Genomic DNA, 16,997 nt, shown 5'->3' on the forward strand with positions numbered 1-16,997 from the left:
GGTAATGAAGGACAAATACAGCAGTACAATAACGCAACGCCTTGAGTGTTCGATTTGTCATTATCGCGTCGATCCAAATGATGAATCTGCATTTTCTACATTCCCTTGTAATGTCAGAGCCTTTATAGATGAAAAGTTCAAAGTTTGGCGATGTCCTGATTGCCAGACAATTCATTGTCTAGATGTCGTCGATCTAGACCATTACTACGCAAAATTCCCTCTTTTTGAAGCTAAATTGACATGGATATATCAAGTTATCTATGGCAACTTATGCCGTCAGTTGACAAAGCATGGGTTTTCTAAAACTCACTCATTGCTTGATTATGGGTGTGGTGCTAACGGTCTGTTTGTAGAATATCTACGACAACGCGGCTTTGCCAATTGTCACGGTTATGATCCTTACGCACCAGAGGATGGTTTTGGTGATCCGACAACCTTACAGAGCGGGTCATTTGATTACATCTTGAGTCAAGATGTCATCGAACATGTTGAAGATCCTCATGTTTTATTAAGCAAGTTAAACAGTCTGTTGTCACCTGGTGGTTATATTTTAATCGGTACACCCGACGCCGCTAATCTCAACCTCAACCGACCAGACTTACCTGATGATTATAACTTTGTCCATGTCCCCTACCACCTTCATATATACACACGTGAATCCCTCGAATATTTAGGGCGTTGTCAAGGATGGGAGCCTATAGATTTCTTTGATCGGAGATTTGACGATACACCCTTATTTGGCTTCAATGGTCGAGCTATGAGCACGTATGTCAGCCTTTTTGACGGCTCAGTAGACACTGTTTTTGAGCCATTCAAACTAGGAAAAGCGTTGACCTCTTTTAAATTCCTCTTTTACGCTATTTTTGGCTATTGGCTCAGTTTTCATTCGGGGATGGCAATCATGTTCCGCAAAAGTATTTAATCCAATTTTTATCGGAAATTATTTGTATTTATGGAAACAACGCAATCACCCTCATCTTCAGAAAAAAAGTTTTTGATTAATGTTGTAACCGCATGGTATGGTGGAGCACATTATGCTATTTACTATGCAATCCGTTCAATAGTTGAACAACAACAATTACCCTGGGAAATCAGGATTACTGATGTAGATGAACTAGTAGCAAGCCTTGCTCAACAACAAAAGATAGTGGATATCTATAAGCTGCTAACGGGATTTACAGGCGGCGAGTTGTATAACCGGATGCTCAAAAGCGGTTGGACATGGCTTTATCCGCTAATCTTAGGGCTAGATAAACTACTTTTTAAGCTGAATTACGATGCTGGTGTCGAGTTCTTTGCAGAATATTGGCGTCAGCAACAGCCAGATTTGGTTATATCTTTATTACCTTTGTATAACAAAGGACTATGGGACAGTTTACAGAAGGGTAAACCAGATACCCCTTTAGTAACTGTTTGTGTGGATTTTGCCGATTCGCCGCCTGGTTTTTATATAGAACCAGAAACCGGAAATTATATTGTTTGTGCAACTGAAAAAGCAGTCGAGCAAGCTACTTCCTTGGGAGTGCAACCAGAGCGAATTATCAAAACTTCTGGACTGATTATTAACCCGCGTTTTTATGAACCGATTTCAGGCGAACGCCGCACTGAAAGAGAACGTTTAGGTTTAGATCCAGACTGTCTGACAGGGATTGTATTATTCGGGGGTTTTGGCTCGAAAGCAATGCTAGAAATTGCCAAACGTCTAGAGTGCTTTCAACAAAAACTACAACTAATATTTATTTGCGGACGCAATGAACAATTAGCTGTAACTCTACGCGAAAGTCAGGGTCTGCAAAAGAGGTTTGTCACCAGCTTTACTCAAGACATTCCTTACTATATGCACCTTGCCGATTTTTTTATTGGTAAACCAGGCCCAGGTTCTATCAGCGAGGCACTAGCGATGAAATTACCAGTAATAGTGGAACGTAATGCTGCTACACTACCACAAGAACGATACAACACCGAATGGATTCAACAGCAAAATGTCGGTCTAGTAATTAACAGTTTTCGGAATGTTGATCAGGCTGTTGAAAAGTTTCTTCAGCCGGAAAATTTTGCTCAGTATCGTGCAAATGTTGCCGCTGTGAACAATCAAGCTGTGTTTGAAATTCCTGGTATTTTGCAGGATATTCTCACTACTAACGCTCAAACAACATCCACAGAATTACTCCAGCAGAGGTAGTGACAGCGATGAATTCAGTCGAGCCAATAATAAAATTTTAGTTTTAGAGTAAGGGACTTTTCTTTATAAAGAAAAGATCACTGTGGTTTAGGCGCTGGGATTATTTGAGAAAGAAATAGCGAATATAAATTCAAAAAAATCACATTTGCTAAACAACACCCCATAAAGAAGACTAATGAAAACATTCTCATCGCGATCGCATCCTAACAAAAAGATTCAGATTAATGTTGTAACCGCATGGTATGGTGGAGCGCATTACGCCACCTATCATGCAATACGTGCAATAGTTGAGCAGCAAAAACTACCTTGGGAACTTAGAGTTACTGATGTAGACGAATTAGTAGAAAGCCTCACAAAACAACAAAAGATAGTGGATATCTATAAGCTCCTATCAGGAGTTACAGGCGGCGAGTTGTATAACAGGATGCTCAAAAGCGGTTGGACATGGCTTCACCCGCTAATCTTATGGCTGGATAAACTACTTTTTAAGCTGAATTACGATGCTGGTGTCGAGTTCTTTGCAGAATATTGGCGTCAGCAACAGCCAGATTTGGTTATATCTTTATTACCTTTGTATAACAAAGGGCTATGGGACAGTTTGCAGAAGGGTAAACCAGACACCCCTCTAGTAACCGTTTGTGTGGATCTTGCCGATTCGCCGCCTGGTTTTTATATAGAACCAGAAACCGGAAATTATATTGTTTGTGCAACTGAAAAAGCAGTCGAGCAAGCTACTTCCTTGGGAGTGCAACCAGAGCGAATTATCAAAACTTCTGGACTGATTATTAACCCGCGTTTTTATGAACCGATTTCAGGCGAACGCCGCACTGAAAGAGAACGTTTAGGTTTAGATCCAGACTGTCTGACAGGGATTGTATTATTCGGGGGTTTTGGCTCGAAAGCAATGCTAGAAATTGCCAAACGTCTAGAGTGCTTTCAACAAAAACTACAACTAATATTTATTTGCGGACGCAATGAACAATTAGCTGTAACTCTACGCGAAAGTCAGGGTCTGCAAAAGAGGTTTGTCACCAGCTTTACTCAAGACATTCCTTACTATATGCACCTTGCCGATTTTTTTATTGGTAAACCAGGTGGTATTAGTATTAGCGAAGCGTTGGCAATGAAATTACCAATGATTGTGCAACGTAATGCAGCTACATTAATTAATGAACGATACAACATCGAATGGATTCAACAGAAAAAGGTCGGTCTAGTAATTAATAGTTTTCGGAATGTTGATCAGGCTGTTGAAAAGTTTCTTCAGCCGGAAAACTTTGCTCAGTATCGTGCAAATGTCGCCGCTGTGAACAATCAAGCCGTGTTTGAAATTCCTGAGATTGTGCAGAATATTCTCACTACTAACGCTCAAACAACAGCCACAGAATTACTCCAGCAGAGGTAGTAACAGCGATGAATCAAGGTCGTGTGAAAGTAATCACGCTGGGGGCAATGTGTTTTGCACTGTTTATGACCAATCTCGACGACACGGTTATGAATGTGGCACTTCCCAAAATTCAGATAAGTTTGGGTTCTGGTGTGTCGGGATTGCAGTGGATTCTCAACGCCTACACCTTGCCTGCCGCTAGTCTAGTCTTGACGAGTGGGACATTAGGCGATATTTACGGGCGCAAGCGAGTTTTTCTTGCAGGATTAGTCATTTTCACGATCGCTTCTATAGTTTGTGGTCTTGCTCCCAATCTAAATATTTTGATTGCTGGGCGAATTCTTCAGGGAATTGGTGCTGCTGCCTTAATTCCAACTTCTCTGTCTATCCTCACTCATACATTTCCTAAGCCAAAGGAACAAGCTAAAGCCATCGGTATCTGGTCTGCGGTGTCAGGACTTGCCCTAGTTGCGGGCCCTTTGGTGGGCGGACTGCTAGTGGATAGTTTCGGTTGGCAGAGTATTTTCTTTCTGAATGTGCCACTCGGTGCGATCGCCTTTGGCATATCTTCCCGTGTTGTTCAAGAAGTGATCAATCCGAAAAAACAAAGTCTTGATTTGCCAGGTTTGGTACTCAGTATCATCTTTTTAAGCTCGCTCATCTATGCACTGACCGAGGGCAATAACGGAATATGGCGATCGCCACTCATTGTGTTGCTGCTGACAATTGCTGGACTTAGTTTTCTCGCATTTTTGTTTGTTGAGTCTCGCAGCAGCCATCCGATGCTGCCACTAACTTTATTTCGCAATCCAACCTTTGCTGTAGTCAATTTCGTCTCGATTTTGGTCTTTTTCACCATCATCAGTTTGCTATTCATTTTCAGCTTATTCTTGCAGCAAGTGCAGGGGTACTCGGCAGGGGCAGCAGGTATACGCTTCTTGCCAATGAATGCAGCTTTTGTGATTGCATCGCTCTTTTCGGGATGGTTTGCGGCTCGCCTTGGGTGGCGCTTTGCCATTACGACGGGACTGATATTGGCAAGTATAGCGACATTTTTATTTATCCAAATCAATGTCGATACCGAGTATGGAGCAATATTATTGAGCCTTGTGCTCTCAGGCTTCGGCAGTGGCTTGACACTCGCACCTTTAGTAACAGTAGCTTTGAATTCAGCACCCTCTAGCAAAGCAGGAATTGCCTCAGCAGTACTCAACATGAGTACTCGACTAGGTGGTGTTTTAGGAATTGCTATACAAGGAACGATTCTTACACAATGGCTGACTTCAGACTTGAAGCGATCGCTAATGTCTTGGAACTTACCTTCTAACCTTCAAGAGCGACTAATCGCTGATGCTTTGCACGGTGGGGCTAAAGTTCCTAGTGACCTCCCAACTAATATTTCTTTGCTTACTTGGAATCAAGCATTTGGCAATGCCTTTGTTTCAGGGCTTCACGCTGCGGTATTAGTAGCAAGTATTGCTCTTTTCGTTGGAGCAATATTAATTATGGTCTTTGTTCCATCGACTTTTAATCAATCTGTTAATCACTCTTCTATTTCTAAAAAACGAGAACGACAGAGAGGTTAGATGTATAAAGATTTTCCACTCAACGTAAATTACGCTCCATTAGCAAATTGTATTTCCAAAAAATTCAAATCATTGAAACTTAGAGGTAAAACAAAATGGAAGATTTCAAATTTATTGTCTCACTATTTACCCCTGGCAGTGATCTAGCTACAGGAGACCCTAATTCAGAGTTTGAAGCCGTTTTTGCACGTGCTGGCAACGATGTTATTTACGCTTACGATCCTGGAGCAAACAATAATCAAAAACGAAATATTGATTTTCTCTTTGGTGACATATTTGATAACTCACAAGCAGAGTATGAAATCATTGTAAATATTCAGAATAACCAACAAGGTGGTAATCCATTACTTATCCTAGATAGGGATATACCATCAATAGGGGCAGATAGATTTGTTCTTGGCGATGAGAATCGACCCTACTATACAGATAATAGCGGTATCTCAGATTCTTTAATAAAAAAGAACTTTCTTGGTTTAAACGAGTTCGCCGTAATTTATGATTTCAGCCCTGCTCAAGATACCTTACAACTCAATGGGAAACCGGAAGATTATCGAATAGTAGAAATTAATGGATTAAAGGTTGAAGGAATCGCACAACCTTTTTTCGGAGAGGCGATCTTTTCGCTACAACAGGGAAAACCTGATTTGGTTGCTTATGTAATCTCGAAGCCAGAAGTTGATTTAAATATAAATGACAAATATTTCAGATTTGTAGGTGAAAAACCACAAACAAAACCAAGTATCAAGAAGGTTGGTCAATTAGGGACTACTGGTATAGATTTCAGCCTTGCTGCTGCTACAGATAGTTCAGGCAATGTTTTCATAACAGGATCTACTAGTGGATCTTTGCAAGGAACTAATAAAGGTTCTACAGATGTCTGGGTAGCTAAATATGACAATAAAGGCAAGCAGTCATGGCTTAAGCAAATTGGCTCTGCTGGTGCTGAGTCAGCCTATGCCGTCGTTACAGATAGTCAGGGTAACTTCTACCTCGCAGGACTCACGGGAGGCAATTTGTTTTCCACTAAAGAGTCAGAAACTCAGGATGCTTGGGTAGCTAAATATGACAGCAATGGCAATGTTTTGTGGAGTCAGCAGATTGGAGTTAAATCGACTGGAGGTTATTCTAATAGTGCTTTTGGACTCGATGTAGATAATGCAGGCAATGTTTACGTATCGGGATTAGCAATTAAGGAAAATACCAGAAAAGACATCTTCAATTTTAATGTTCAAGATGATTCTTGGGTGACGAAGTTCGACAGCAGTGGCAACAAGCAGTGGTTTACAGAAGTTGGAAGTTTCTTCTTCGATGAATGTTATGACGTAGCCGTCGATAATGAAGGTAACTCTTACCTTACAGGATGGACTCAGGGCTTAGTAAAAGAGTCAGACCCATCACGGCAACTTTCAAAATACGATGCCTGGTTAACGAAGGTGAACCCTACTGGTGAAGTGCAGTGGATTCAACAGTTTGGAAGTAAAAATGAAGGTCTTGATTTTTCATGGGCTGTTGACACTGATAGTAAGGGCAATATCTACACTACAGGATGGACAACAGGCGAGTTAGGAACAAAGGACAAAAAAAGTAGTAAATCCGAGTCTTACGATATTTGGCTGACCAAATTTAGCCCAGATGGGACTCAGCAGTGGGCTAAACAGTTTGGCTCAAAAGGTGACGATGGCACCTTTTTATCCGACATGGAAATCGATTCACAAGACAATATCTTCTTAACAGGATATACCAACAATAAATTAGGAAAAGGCACTAAAGACTCATCTTATAACGCCTGGGTAGCAAAGTTTGACACCGAAGGTAGCAATAAGTGGATTCAACAGTTTGGTAGCAAAAACAATCTCGATTACCCTACAGGTCTTAGTGTTGATAGCTCTGATAAGCTTTATGTAACTGGATTTACTGAAGGCTTTCTAGGAAGCAGTAGTGCGGGAGCTAACGGCGCAGGTGTGGATGGTTGGTTAGCTGAATTGGATGCGAACAAAGGAAACTTGAAAAAATTTACTGGTAATGCTAAGGATATCATTAGCGTTCAAGATCCTACTGGAACCCCTGTTACTGATATAAGTACTGAGCTTGTAACTGACGAGAAACTCCCCGCTGGAGATAATCGCATTAACCCTGCTGCGGGGATTAGCATTAATAGCACTAACTCTACTTCGGCGAGAAGTGCTAGCGCTAGCACTAACACTACACTCAACTATGGACAAATCGTTTCTGGCCTTGCGGACATATTTGACTCTAATGCTAAAAACTCTTTCACTACAGCTTTGTCTGAAGGAGTTGCTAGTGGTAACGCCCCCTTCCTCAATAGTAATGATTTGAACTTTTTGCAATCGTAAATTTTGGGTGGCGCGTTAGAGAGGTGTGAGATAAACAGTTATATCATGCCAAGTCTAAGGCTTAGAAAATAACCCAGAACTTTATATATGGTAAATGACACACGGTTATTTTCCTAATGTTCAATAGTTCTGAGGATGTCGTCAGCGATAGAGTAGATAGTAATCATTTTCCCCTCAGAGCCGATCTCAAGAGGGGATTTTGTTTTGTATTCTTGTGTTGGATATTTGTTTAATTGCAAGTCACTAAAAGATAGTATTTTGTCATAAGTAGCTAGGCGTAAATAAATTAAAGCTTATAGTTGGGACTTTAATCCTGATAATCCTTGTTTTGAGCGATAAATCGCTCACTACGAACTAGAATTTTATTTTATGTCTAATTATGCCTACCTACTTACTGTTCGCCTTGATTCCGTTGTAAAGTATCTCTGAGATTTTTTTCTTTGCTCAGAATGACCAGCAATCATAACTTGATATCATTTAAAAAGTAAGTAGTTTAAGCAAATCAATACTCCAATTATAAAATTTTAAATTAGGTATGACTTTTTCTAGACTTGCTCCCTTTATTCAAGAATATATTTATAATCACAATTGGACTGAACTACGACCAGTTCAAATAGCAGCTTGTCAAGTTATATTTGAAACTGATGATCATTTGCTAATTGCTGCTGCAACTGCTGCGGGTAAAACAGAAGCGGCATTTCTGCCAGTTTTGACTTTATTACACGAGAACCCCGTTACCACCATAGGTGCATTATATATTAGTCCAATCAAAGCTTTAATTAATGATCAATTTGAACGTCTTAACGACTTGCTTAAAGAAGCCGATATCCCAGTTTGGCATTGGCATGGTGATGTTTCTCAAAGTCGAAAAAACAAGCTTTTAAAAAACCCTCAAGGCATTCTGCAAATTACCCCAGAATCTCTAGAAAGCTTGTTAATTAACAAAAATCATGAGCTAATTCGCTTATTTGGCAATTTACGATTTGTGATCATTGATGAAATTCATGCCTTTATGGGTTCAGAACGTGGTTGTCAAATTATTTGCCAATTGCAACGCTTAGCAAAATTGACCCAAACACAACCGCGCCGCATTGGTTTATCAGCTACTCTCGGTGATTACTCAATGGCAGAAGAGTGGTTATGTTCTGGAACCGAAAAATCAGTAATTACTCCGAAAATTGACGGAGTAAAACGCCAAATAAAACTGGCTGTAGAACACTTTTATATTACAAATGAAATTAATGAATTAGAAACGACAGCTTACGAACAATATGTTTTTAATCTCAGTAAATTTCGGAAATGTCTTATATTTGCTAATAATCGAACTCAAACCGAATCTATAATTGCATCTTTACGAAAAATAGCGGTAGAAGAAACACTACCAGATATCTATCATGTGCATCATGGCAGTATATCTGCTAGCTTGCGACAAGCAGCTGAAAATGCTATGCGTGAACCTAATAATCCAGCTGTTACTGCTGCAACCTTAACTCTAGAATTAGGTATAGATATCGGTTACTTAGAGCGAGTTATTCAATTAGAATCACCCCTATCTGTAGCAAGTTTTTTACAACGGTTAGGACGCAGCGGTAGAAGAGGTGAAGCGGCTGATATGCGGTTTGTTTGTGCTGAAGATAAACCTTTACCAGAAGCATCTTTACCAGAACAAATTCCCTGGCAACTTTTGCAGTGTATTGCGATTATTCAACTTTATTTAGAGGAACGTTGGATTGAACCGATAAAGCCGATTAAATATCCTTTGAGTTTGCTTTATCACCAAACAATGAGTATTTTAGCTGCAACAGGTGAACTTTCACCCGCTACCTTGGCTAAACAAGTTTTAAATCTGCCACCATTTATTGCTTTTTCTCAAGAAGATTTCCTACTATTGCTACGCTATTTAATTGATATTGACCATATCCAGCGAACTGAACAAGGTAAATTAATCCTGGGTTTGGTAGGGGAAAAGTTGGTCAGAAAATTTCATTTTTATGCTGTCTTTGCTGAGCAGCAAGAATATATTGTTAAACAAGGCGCAACAGAAATTGGTAGTATAGCCACGCCTGTTCCTGTTGGCAATCAATTTGCCTTAGCAGGGAGAACTTGGGAAGTTGTAGAAGTTGACTTTAAAAAGAAGACCGTTTCCGTTAAGCAAGCTGAGGGTAAAGCTAATATTTATTGGCGTGGCGGTGGTGGCACTATTCATACAAAAGTGTTGCAAAGAATGCGGCAAGTCTTGCTTGAGGATGCAGAGTATAGCTACTTGCAAAACAATGCTCTGCAACGTTTACACACAGTTCGCCAACTAGTACAAAAGACTGGATTAGATAAGAAGAATATTGTGCAGTTAGAAAAAGGTAAATGCTACATTTTTCCTTGGCTGGGTACAGTTGCTTATCGTACTTTAGAAAGATTGATCAATTCTGATTGTCGGGAATCTTTGGAAATTACAAGTATTGCTGGAGTTAATCCTTATTATTTAACCATCAAATTAGGCAAGGATAAATTTAAACATCTTTATCATGAAATTGTTTCCTTGTGCGAGCAAAGAATTACGCCAGAATATTTAGTCAGTTCATCTGAAGCACCAGAAATACAAAAGTATGATGAATTTATTCCTCACCCACTCTTAAGGAAAGCTTTTGCAAGCGATTATTTAGATGTGACAGAACTCAAACAGCAAGTGGCATTGTGGAAAGAATAAACTTCGGGTAAATTAAAACTTTTAACTGAAGTAATACGATGTATCGTGAGTGGCTGTCCATTCAGGTTTATAGGTTGCAAGAGAGCGCATATACTGGGCAAGTTCAAAAGCACTGGGATTTGAGCAATGCTTTTGACTCATACTCCCCTGCATTTGTTGTATTGATTCGTATTCGTGTTTTTGCATCCATTCGCACATTTCCTGCTCAATGAATCGAATGTGGTTGATCCCATGTCGTAGCAGTACCGAGCAAAGCATCGTAATCTTAGCACCAGCCATCAGCATTTTTAGTGCATCATCTCCCCGATGAATACCGCTAGTTGCAGCCAAATAGGCGTGAATGCGACCATAGAGAATTGCAATCCAGCGCAACGATAATCGCATTGATTGCGGTGTACTTAACAGCACATTGGGTTCAACATCAAGGAGATTAAGATTAATATCCGGCTGGTAAAAGCGGTTAAACAGTACCAAAGCACCAGCACCCGCCTCATCCAAACGTTTTGCCATATTTGCCATATTGGTAAAATAGGGGCTGAGTTTGACTGCTATGGGGATAGTTACTGCTGCTTTGACTGCACTAAGAATCTCAATATAAGTCTGCTCAATTTCATTACTCGTTAGTTCTATATCGGTAGGAACGTAGTAAATATTTAATTCTAGTGCGTCTGCTCCTGCTTGCTGAATTTGTTTGGCATAGTTTGTCCATCCACCAACGGATGAGCCATTGAGACTGGCAATAATTGGAATGTTTACCTTCTGCTTGGCTTTATAAATATGCTCTAAATAAGTTTCTGGCCCTACCCGGAAATTGATTGAATCAGGGAAGTAAGTTAAGGCTTCAGAAAAACTTTCAGTACCTTGAGTGAGGTGATGATGGAGTTCATAGCGTTCTAGACGCAACTGTTCCTCAAATAATGAATGCATCACCACTGCTGCTGCACCAGCATCTTCCATCTGCCGAATGTTGTCAATGTCTTCAGACAGAGGTGATGCAGAAGGAACAAGAGGCGATCGCAATTTCATTCCCATATAAGTTGTAGTCAAGTCCATGATGATTACTCCTATTTTCAATAATTTCTGGCAGCCAAATACTGATACATTTGACAACGAGTTTTTACATCAGCTTGAGCTTCTTTAAGTAACTGCTGTGCTGTTTCTTGATTACTTTTGGTTAACATTTTGAAGCGGTTTTCTAGATACATATATTGCTCTAGTGGTAACTTTGGTGTGCGTGAATCAAGTTGTAGTGGGTTTTCTCCTTGCTTGATGCGGTCTGGATTAAACCGATAAAGTAACCATTGACCTGAATCTACAGCAGCTTTTTGATTCTGCATTGCTGTACTCATGTTGATCCCGTGGGCAATGCAATGACTGTAAGCAATAATTAGCGACGGGCCTTGATAAGCTTCAGCTTCTAGGAAAGCCTTGAGGGTATGTTCATCCCGTGCCAATATAGATATTGCCGTAAGTCATAGCTATTAAACCCAAGTCTTTTTTAGGTGCAACTTTACCCCCAGATGCAAATTTGGCTACAGCTGCTTTGGGAGTAGCTTTAGACATTTGTCCACCTGTATTGGAATAAACTTCAGTATCGAGAATGAGAATATTAACGTTGCGTCCACTGGCTAAGACGTGATCCAGCCCTCCAAAGCCGATATCGTAACCCCAGCCATCACCACCGATAATCCAGACACTCTTTTTCACTAAGTAATCAGCTAGCGATTTTAGATTTTGGATTTTGGATTTTAAATTTGTATTAGATATCAGGATTTTGTCTAACTGTTGCTTCAGGATAGCAATTCGTTCTCGTTGTTCCCAAATATCAGCTTCATCTTTTTGTTCAGCATTGAGGATACTATTTACCAGTTCTTCACCCACATCTATTATTAGTTGTTTGAGTAATTCAGCGGCAAATTCTGCTTGTTTATCAATGGAAATGCGAAAACCAAGTCCAAATTCGGCGTTATCTTCAAATAACGAGTTTGACCAAGCTGGCCCACGTCCTTCGGTATTATGTGTCCAAGGTGTGGTGGGTAAATTACCGCCATAGATAGACGAACAACCAGTGGCGTTGGCGACAATCATGCGATCGCCAAACAACTGCGTTGCTAACTTAATATAGGGTGTCTCACCACAACCCGCACAAGCTCCAGAAAACTCAAACAATGGCTCCTGCATCTGCTGTTGATTAATATGAGTCAGTTTCAAATGACTTCTATCTGGATTGAGAATATTCAAGAAGAAATCCCAATTTTCGCGTTCTTGTTCGCATAATTGTCTTTGCGGTTCCATATTAATAGCTTTGCGGCGTAGTTCTGATTTATTCTTCGCCGGACAAATATCTACGCAAATACCGCAGCCAGTACAATCTTCTGCTGCCACTTGGATAGTGTATTTCAGACCTTGCCAATCGTGGTCTTTGGCATTGGCACTCTTAAACGTTGATGGTGCGTTTTCTAACTGCTGCGGTTCGTAAACCTTACTGCGGATGACGTTATGAGGACACACCATGACGCACTTGCCACACTGAATGCAGACATCTGTATCCCAAACGGGTATTTCTTGGGCAATATTACGCTTTTCCCATTTTGCTGTCCCAGTGGGATAAGTACCATCTACTGGTAAAGCACTAACTGGCAGTTCATCCCCTTCACGGGCAATCATTTTACCTAAAACATCGCGGACGAAAGCTGGTGCAGCGTCAATTGATTTTGGATTTTGGATTTTAGATTTTGGATTGAGGTTTAATTGACTACTAATTACTTCAAACAAATTTTTCAAAGTGGTATCTACTTCGTTGATATTCATCTGCACAATTTCATCACCTTTCTTGCCGTAAGTCTTGCGAATGGATTTTTTAATTTCCGCGATCGCTTCTTCTCGTGGCAGTACATTCGATAAGGCGAAGAAACAAACCTGCATTCGTGAACGATGGGCGAATACTAATTCATCGGGAATGAATGCTCGCAAGTTATCTTCTGTTAAAGTTTCTACTTTGTTAATTTCGTGGGAGGTACGAAAGCCATCAAAAAAGTGTAGGAACGGTATTCGTGATTCTAGGGTTGCTCGTGTTGCGATTAAAGCAAAGTCTTGTGCTTCTTGCACTGATGGCAGCACATAGCATGGCAAAACCAGTACCACGCGCTGCCATGACATCGCTGTGGTCGCCGAAAATGGAGAGAGCTTGTGCGGCTAGCGATCGCGCGGCAATATGAAAAACTGTAGGTGTGAGTTCTCCGGCAATTTTGTACATATTAGGGATCATCAACAATAATCCCTGTGATGCTGTAAATGTAGTTGTCAGTGAACCAGTTTGCAAAGCCCCATGTACAGCACCCGCAACACCTCCTTCACTCTGCATCTGTACCACTGAGGGAACAGTGTCCCAAATATTGGCTTTGACTTCACTAGCCCAAGCATCTGCCCACTCAGCCATTGGTGAAGAAGGAGTAATTGGATAAATAGCAATGACTTCATTGAGTCGATAGACAACTTGGGCAACAGCCTCATTGCCGTCTATGGTTGCAAAACTTCTCTTGTTCATCTTCTTGCACCTGTATTTCCAAGGGCTATTAATGACTCAGCTGGATCTACTTTTGAGATTAGGATAAGAAGTTGAGAAACTTGTGAAGACTTGAAAGGTTTGTCTTGAAACTTCAATAACATTCATTGTCATTAAATACGGTTACAAGCGATTGGATGGAGATTTCCTGTCGCTATCTTGGTAATGTGTTGTAATTTGGGCAATTTTTTGTAAAGCGATCGCCACTCCAGTTTCGGCAATTGGTGATAAGCTGTAGCCTAATTCAAAGTTCACTCCTGGTACTTTAATCCACCAAGCTTGTGGACAATAACCATATATAGCTTGAGTCAGAGCTAAAAGCGATCGCAGATCGGCTGTATGTCCGGCGATGACGTTGGAAGATTCAGGTGAAAGGCATTGTACTTGCACCTGAGAACTTTCAGAGATTAAACAAGCATCAATAAAGATTGCCAAATCACTATTAGCTAAAGCTTCAGCAAGTTCGGGGGTGAGTTGGTGGACAGCAATAGATTTCACGTTTGATAGATGTAACGCTTTAGCTACTCGTTGACCAATGCCATCATCACCACGCAACTCATTACCATAACCAATTGCTATCAATGTCTTATTCATAATTTGAGTGTTGATACCATTTTGGGAAGAAAAGTAATTATTTTTTGCAATTTTGAGCTTTTATAACCTTCCGCTCCTGACTTCTCTTTGAATACGTATAATTAATTTTGCCGAATCACTTCTTACAGCTTTATGTTTGAAGCTAAAATAAAAATTTGAGGAACTAGTGAGGAAGTAAAAAGTTTCTCAAAATTATCAATGTCTGCCGATTTTTGCATCAGCAGTCTTATGATTAATGGGTGTATTGGAGATTATTATTAAAAGACAAGCTGTAAGGCGGTTCTATGTCTGAAACAAATTCTCAACAGATCATTAATACTGCCCTGGCTCTCGTAGAGAGGTATGCAGAGGGAAAACGCAATTTTAGTGGCGCGAACTTGGGTAATGCCGATTTGCAAGGTGTTGATCTCAAAGGATCTGACTTCAGCTACGCTGACTTAAGTGAAGCTAATCTAAATGGTGCTAATCTTAGAGGCTGTGACCTCAGCTTTGCAAATCTCAGTCAAGCTAATTTGCAAGATGCTGATCTTCGAGGAGCCTTGTTGTTTTCGGCCGATCTTCGTCAAGCTGATCTCAAGGGAGCGAAACTAGAAAAAGCAGATTGCGATCACAGCACTCATTTTCCCCAGAATTTTGATCCGGTGCAAGTGGGATTGCAGATTAAAGAGGGGTAAAAGCACGACCTACACAATCCTCGATTGAGCAGATAATCTTGCTGATGTTTCCTAATCTCGCCAAATTTCATTTACAACATTTCCATCAGTCCCAACTAATTGAATATGCAAAGGCATTTGTCCTGCCGCATGAGTTGAACAACTTAAACAAGGGTCAAAAGCTCGGATTCCCGCCTCAACACGGTTTAACATTCCTTCAGGAATTTCTGAACCATGAATAAAATGTCGGGCAATTTGAGCTACTGTGCGATTCATTGCCAAATTATTCTGTCCTGTAGCAATTACTAAATTTACTTTCTGAAGCAATCCATTTTCATCAACTTGATAATGGTGAAATAATGTACCGCGTGGTGCTTCACTTACACCCACTCCTTCTAATTGATTAATACCAGCATCAGCACGCAATTTTGTAGACATTAAATCTGGATCATCTATCATAATTTCTATGCGTTCAATGCAAGCCAGAATTTCAATTAACCGAGCGTAATGATAGAAAAATGATGAGGTAACAGTGCCTTTACCTCTGTCTGTAAATTCTCGCAATTCCACATCAGCTAAAGGCGTACCAATGTGACTACAAATATTCAAACGTGCTAGCGGCCCTACCCGATAAATACCACTATCTAAACGGCAATGGTCGCTCTGGTCAGGATAACCCAAAGGACGATAGTAGGGAGACTTTAAATAAGAATCCGGTTGAACTGCTTCACCAATAAATTCTTGATAATGAGTTGGATCGAGTTTATCAGCAATGATATTCCCGGCGCTATCTACAAAACGAATATGTCCGTCGTAGTTTTCCCACAAACCGTCAGGAGTGACTAACCCCATAAATAAGCTAGTAAAATTCCCGAAGGTTTGCGCTTCTTTTTGATAATCATTGAGTAAGCGTTTAAATCTACCCAGTGCATCTAATATTGTGGTGCGTACTTCCAGGATGCGGTTCTGAATGTGGGTGCGTCCTTCCTCGGATAAAGGTTCGCGGACACCACCAGGAACCGCCCATGATGGGTGTATTTTACGCCCTCCCAATTGTTCAATAATCTCTTGTCCAAATTGACGCAAGCGGATTCCGCTACGCGCCAGTTCAGGCTCAGCTGCGATTAAGCCAAATATATTACGTTTTTGGGGGTCGCTATCCATTCCTAATAATAAATCTGGGGCGCTGAGGTGGAAGAAACTCAGAGCATGGGATTGAATAATTTGTCCTAAATTCATCAAACGACGCAGTTTTTCAGCAGCTTTAGGAATTGTAACCGCAAGGATGCGATCGCCTGCTTTGGCAGAAGCTAATAAATGGCTTACCGGACAAATCCCACAAATTCGCGCCGTAATTCCTGGCATTTCCCAAAGAGGGCGACCCTCACAAAACTTCTCAAAACCACGAAATTCTGTGACATGAAAACGAGCATCGCTCACTTGTCCTGCATCATCCAGATAAATACTAATTTTGGCGTGTCCTTCTATCCTTGTAACTGGGTCGATAATTACTTTTTTGATCATGATTTTTCTGCCTAGCTGAGATAGGTTTAAATCAAAGTAATATTAGGTTTTGATCTCAAAATCGCTAGCTAAAACACGCATCAGTGGTTCTTCTAGCCAAGGCGACCAAAAGGCATAGCACACAAGCCCTTCAGTATGTTTTTCTGAAAGTTTCCTAGCTCGTTCGATAAAAGGATCGTTTAAGCTAATTGTCCATTTACTCAGTTCAGCATTCTGGATATTGAACATCTCAACTCCAGCTACGTTTGTAAATACAAGCATCAAATCTTTTGCATCATCAGTCTGAAAATGAACAGATAGCGTTCCATTAACTAAAGATATTTCGCCAATTTGCCCATCTACTAATTGTAAATTTGCCAATTTTTCAGATAAAATTCTTGGCTCTTTTGAATCTTTTAAATCTTGCGTCATATTTGTATCTTTCTCCGCAATTGCTCCCTATTTAAGC

Annotated in this window: 11 protein-coding genes and 1 pseudogene; 7 read left to right on the forward strand and 5 right to left on the reverse strand. The window is 40.5% G+C overall.

What is annotated here, in order from left to right; translation table 11 throughout:
• The first annotated feature begins 4 nt into the window (after positions 1-4).
• From HCR01_RS06970 to HCR01_RS06995, 6 genes are all read left to right on the forward strand, one after another.
• A complete protein-coding gene (locus HCR01_RS06970) occupies positions 5-922 on the forward strand; it encodes a class I SAM-dependent methyltransferase (RefSeq protein WP_226889171.1) in 918 nt (305 codons plus the stop codon).
• Between the two features lie 30 nt (positions 923-952).
• A complete protein-coding gene (locus HCR01_RS06975; RefSeq protein WP_193195505.1) occupies positions 953-2,182 on the forward strand; it encodes a glycosyltransferase in 1,230 nt (409 codons plus the stop codon).
• A 175-nt stretch (positions 2,183-2,357) separates the two neighbouring features.
• Positions 2,358-3,587, forward strand: coding sequence for a glycosyltransferase (locus HCR01_RS06980; protein ID WP_193195506.1), 1,230 nt, complete (start codon positions 2,358-2,360; stop codon positions 3,585-3,587).
• 8 nt (positions 3,588-3,595) lie between these two features.
• Entirely contained in the window at positions 3,596-5,155 is a 1,560-nt protein-coding gene (locus HCR01_RS06985) for an MFS transporter (RefSeq protein ID WP_193195507.1), read from the forward strand.
• Positions 5,156-5,250: 95 nt separating this feature from the next.
• Positions 5,251-7,509, forward strand: coding sequence for an SBBP repeat-containing protein (locus HCR01_RS06990; RefSeq protein WP_193195508.1), 2,259 nt, complete (start codon positions 5,251-5,253; stop codon positions 7,507-7,509).
• A 535-nt stretch (positions 7,510-8,044) separates the two neighbouring features.
• Positions 8,045-10,213 (forward strand): DEAD/DEAH box helicase, encoded by a 2,169-nt coding sequence (locus HCR01_RS06995; protein ID WP_193195509.1) that lies wholly within the window; start codon positions 8,045-8,047, stop codon positions 10,211-10,213.
• A gap of 21 nt (positions 10,214-10,234) precedes the next feature.
• Here the strand turns inward: HCR01_RS06995 and HCR01_RS07000 are convergent, their stop codons facing one another.
• From HCR01_RS07000 to HCR01_RS07010, 3 genes and pseudogenes are all read right to left on the reverse strand, one after another.
• Entirely contained in the window at positions 10,235-11,266 is a 1,032-nt protein-coding gene (locus tag HCR01_RS07000; protein WP_193195510.1) for a dihydroorotate dehydrogenase-like protein, read from the reverse strand.
• Positions 11,267-11,283: 17 nt separating this feature from the next.
• A pseudogene (locus tag HCR01_RS07005) lies at positions 11,284-13,652 on the reverse strand (4Fe-4S double cluster binding domain-containing protein).
• Positions 13,653-13,901: 249 nt separating this feature from the next.
• Positions 13,902-14,372: a hydrogenase maturation protease gene (locus HCR01_RS07010; RefSeq protein WP_193195511.1), complete on the reverse strand. Its 471-nt coding sequence runs from the start codon at positions 14,370-14,372 to the stop codon at positions 13,902-13,904.
• A 284-nt stretch (positions 14,373-14,656) separates the two neighbouring features.
• Here HCR01_RS07010 and HCR01_RS07015 point away from each other — a divergent pair, with 284 nt between their 5' ends.
• Entirely contained in the window at positions 14,657-15,046 is a 390-nt protein-coding gene (locus HCR01_RS07015) for a pentapeptide repeat-containing protein (protein ID WP_193195512.1), read from the forward strand.
• A 51-nt stretch (positions 15,047-15,097) separates the two neighbouring features.
• Here HCR01_RS07015 and HCR01_RS07020 read toward each other — a convergent pair whose 3' ends face one another.
• Complete coding sequence (locus HCR01_RS07020) at positions 15,098-16,549, reverse strand: Ni/Fe hydrogenase subunit alpha (protein ID WP_193195513.1); 1,452 nt, start codon at positions 16,547-16,549, stop codon at positions 15,098-15,100.
• Positions 16,550-16,591: 42 nt separating this feature from the next.
• Positions 16,592-16,960 (reverse strand): hypothetical protein, encoded by a 369-nt coding sequence (locus HCR01_RS07025; protein ID WP_193195514.1) that lies wholly within the window; start codon positions 16,958-16,960, stop codon positions 16,592-16,594.
• Positions 16,961-16,997: the final 37 nt, after the last annotated feature.

The sequence above is a fragment of the Nostoc sp. MG11 genome, assembly GCF_014904695.1.
Classification (GTDB): Bacteria; Cyanobacteriota; Cyanobacteriia; order Cyanobacteriales; family Nostocaceae; genus Komarekiella.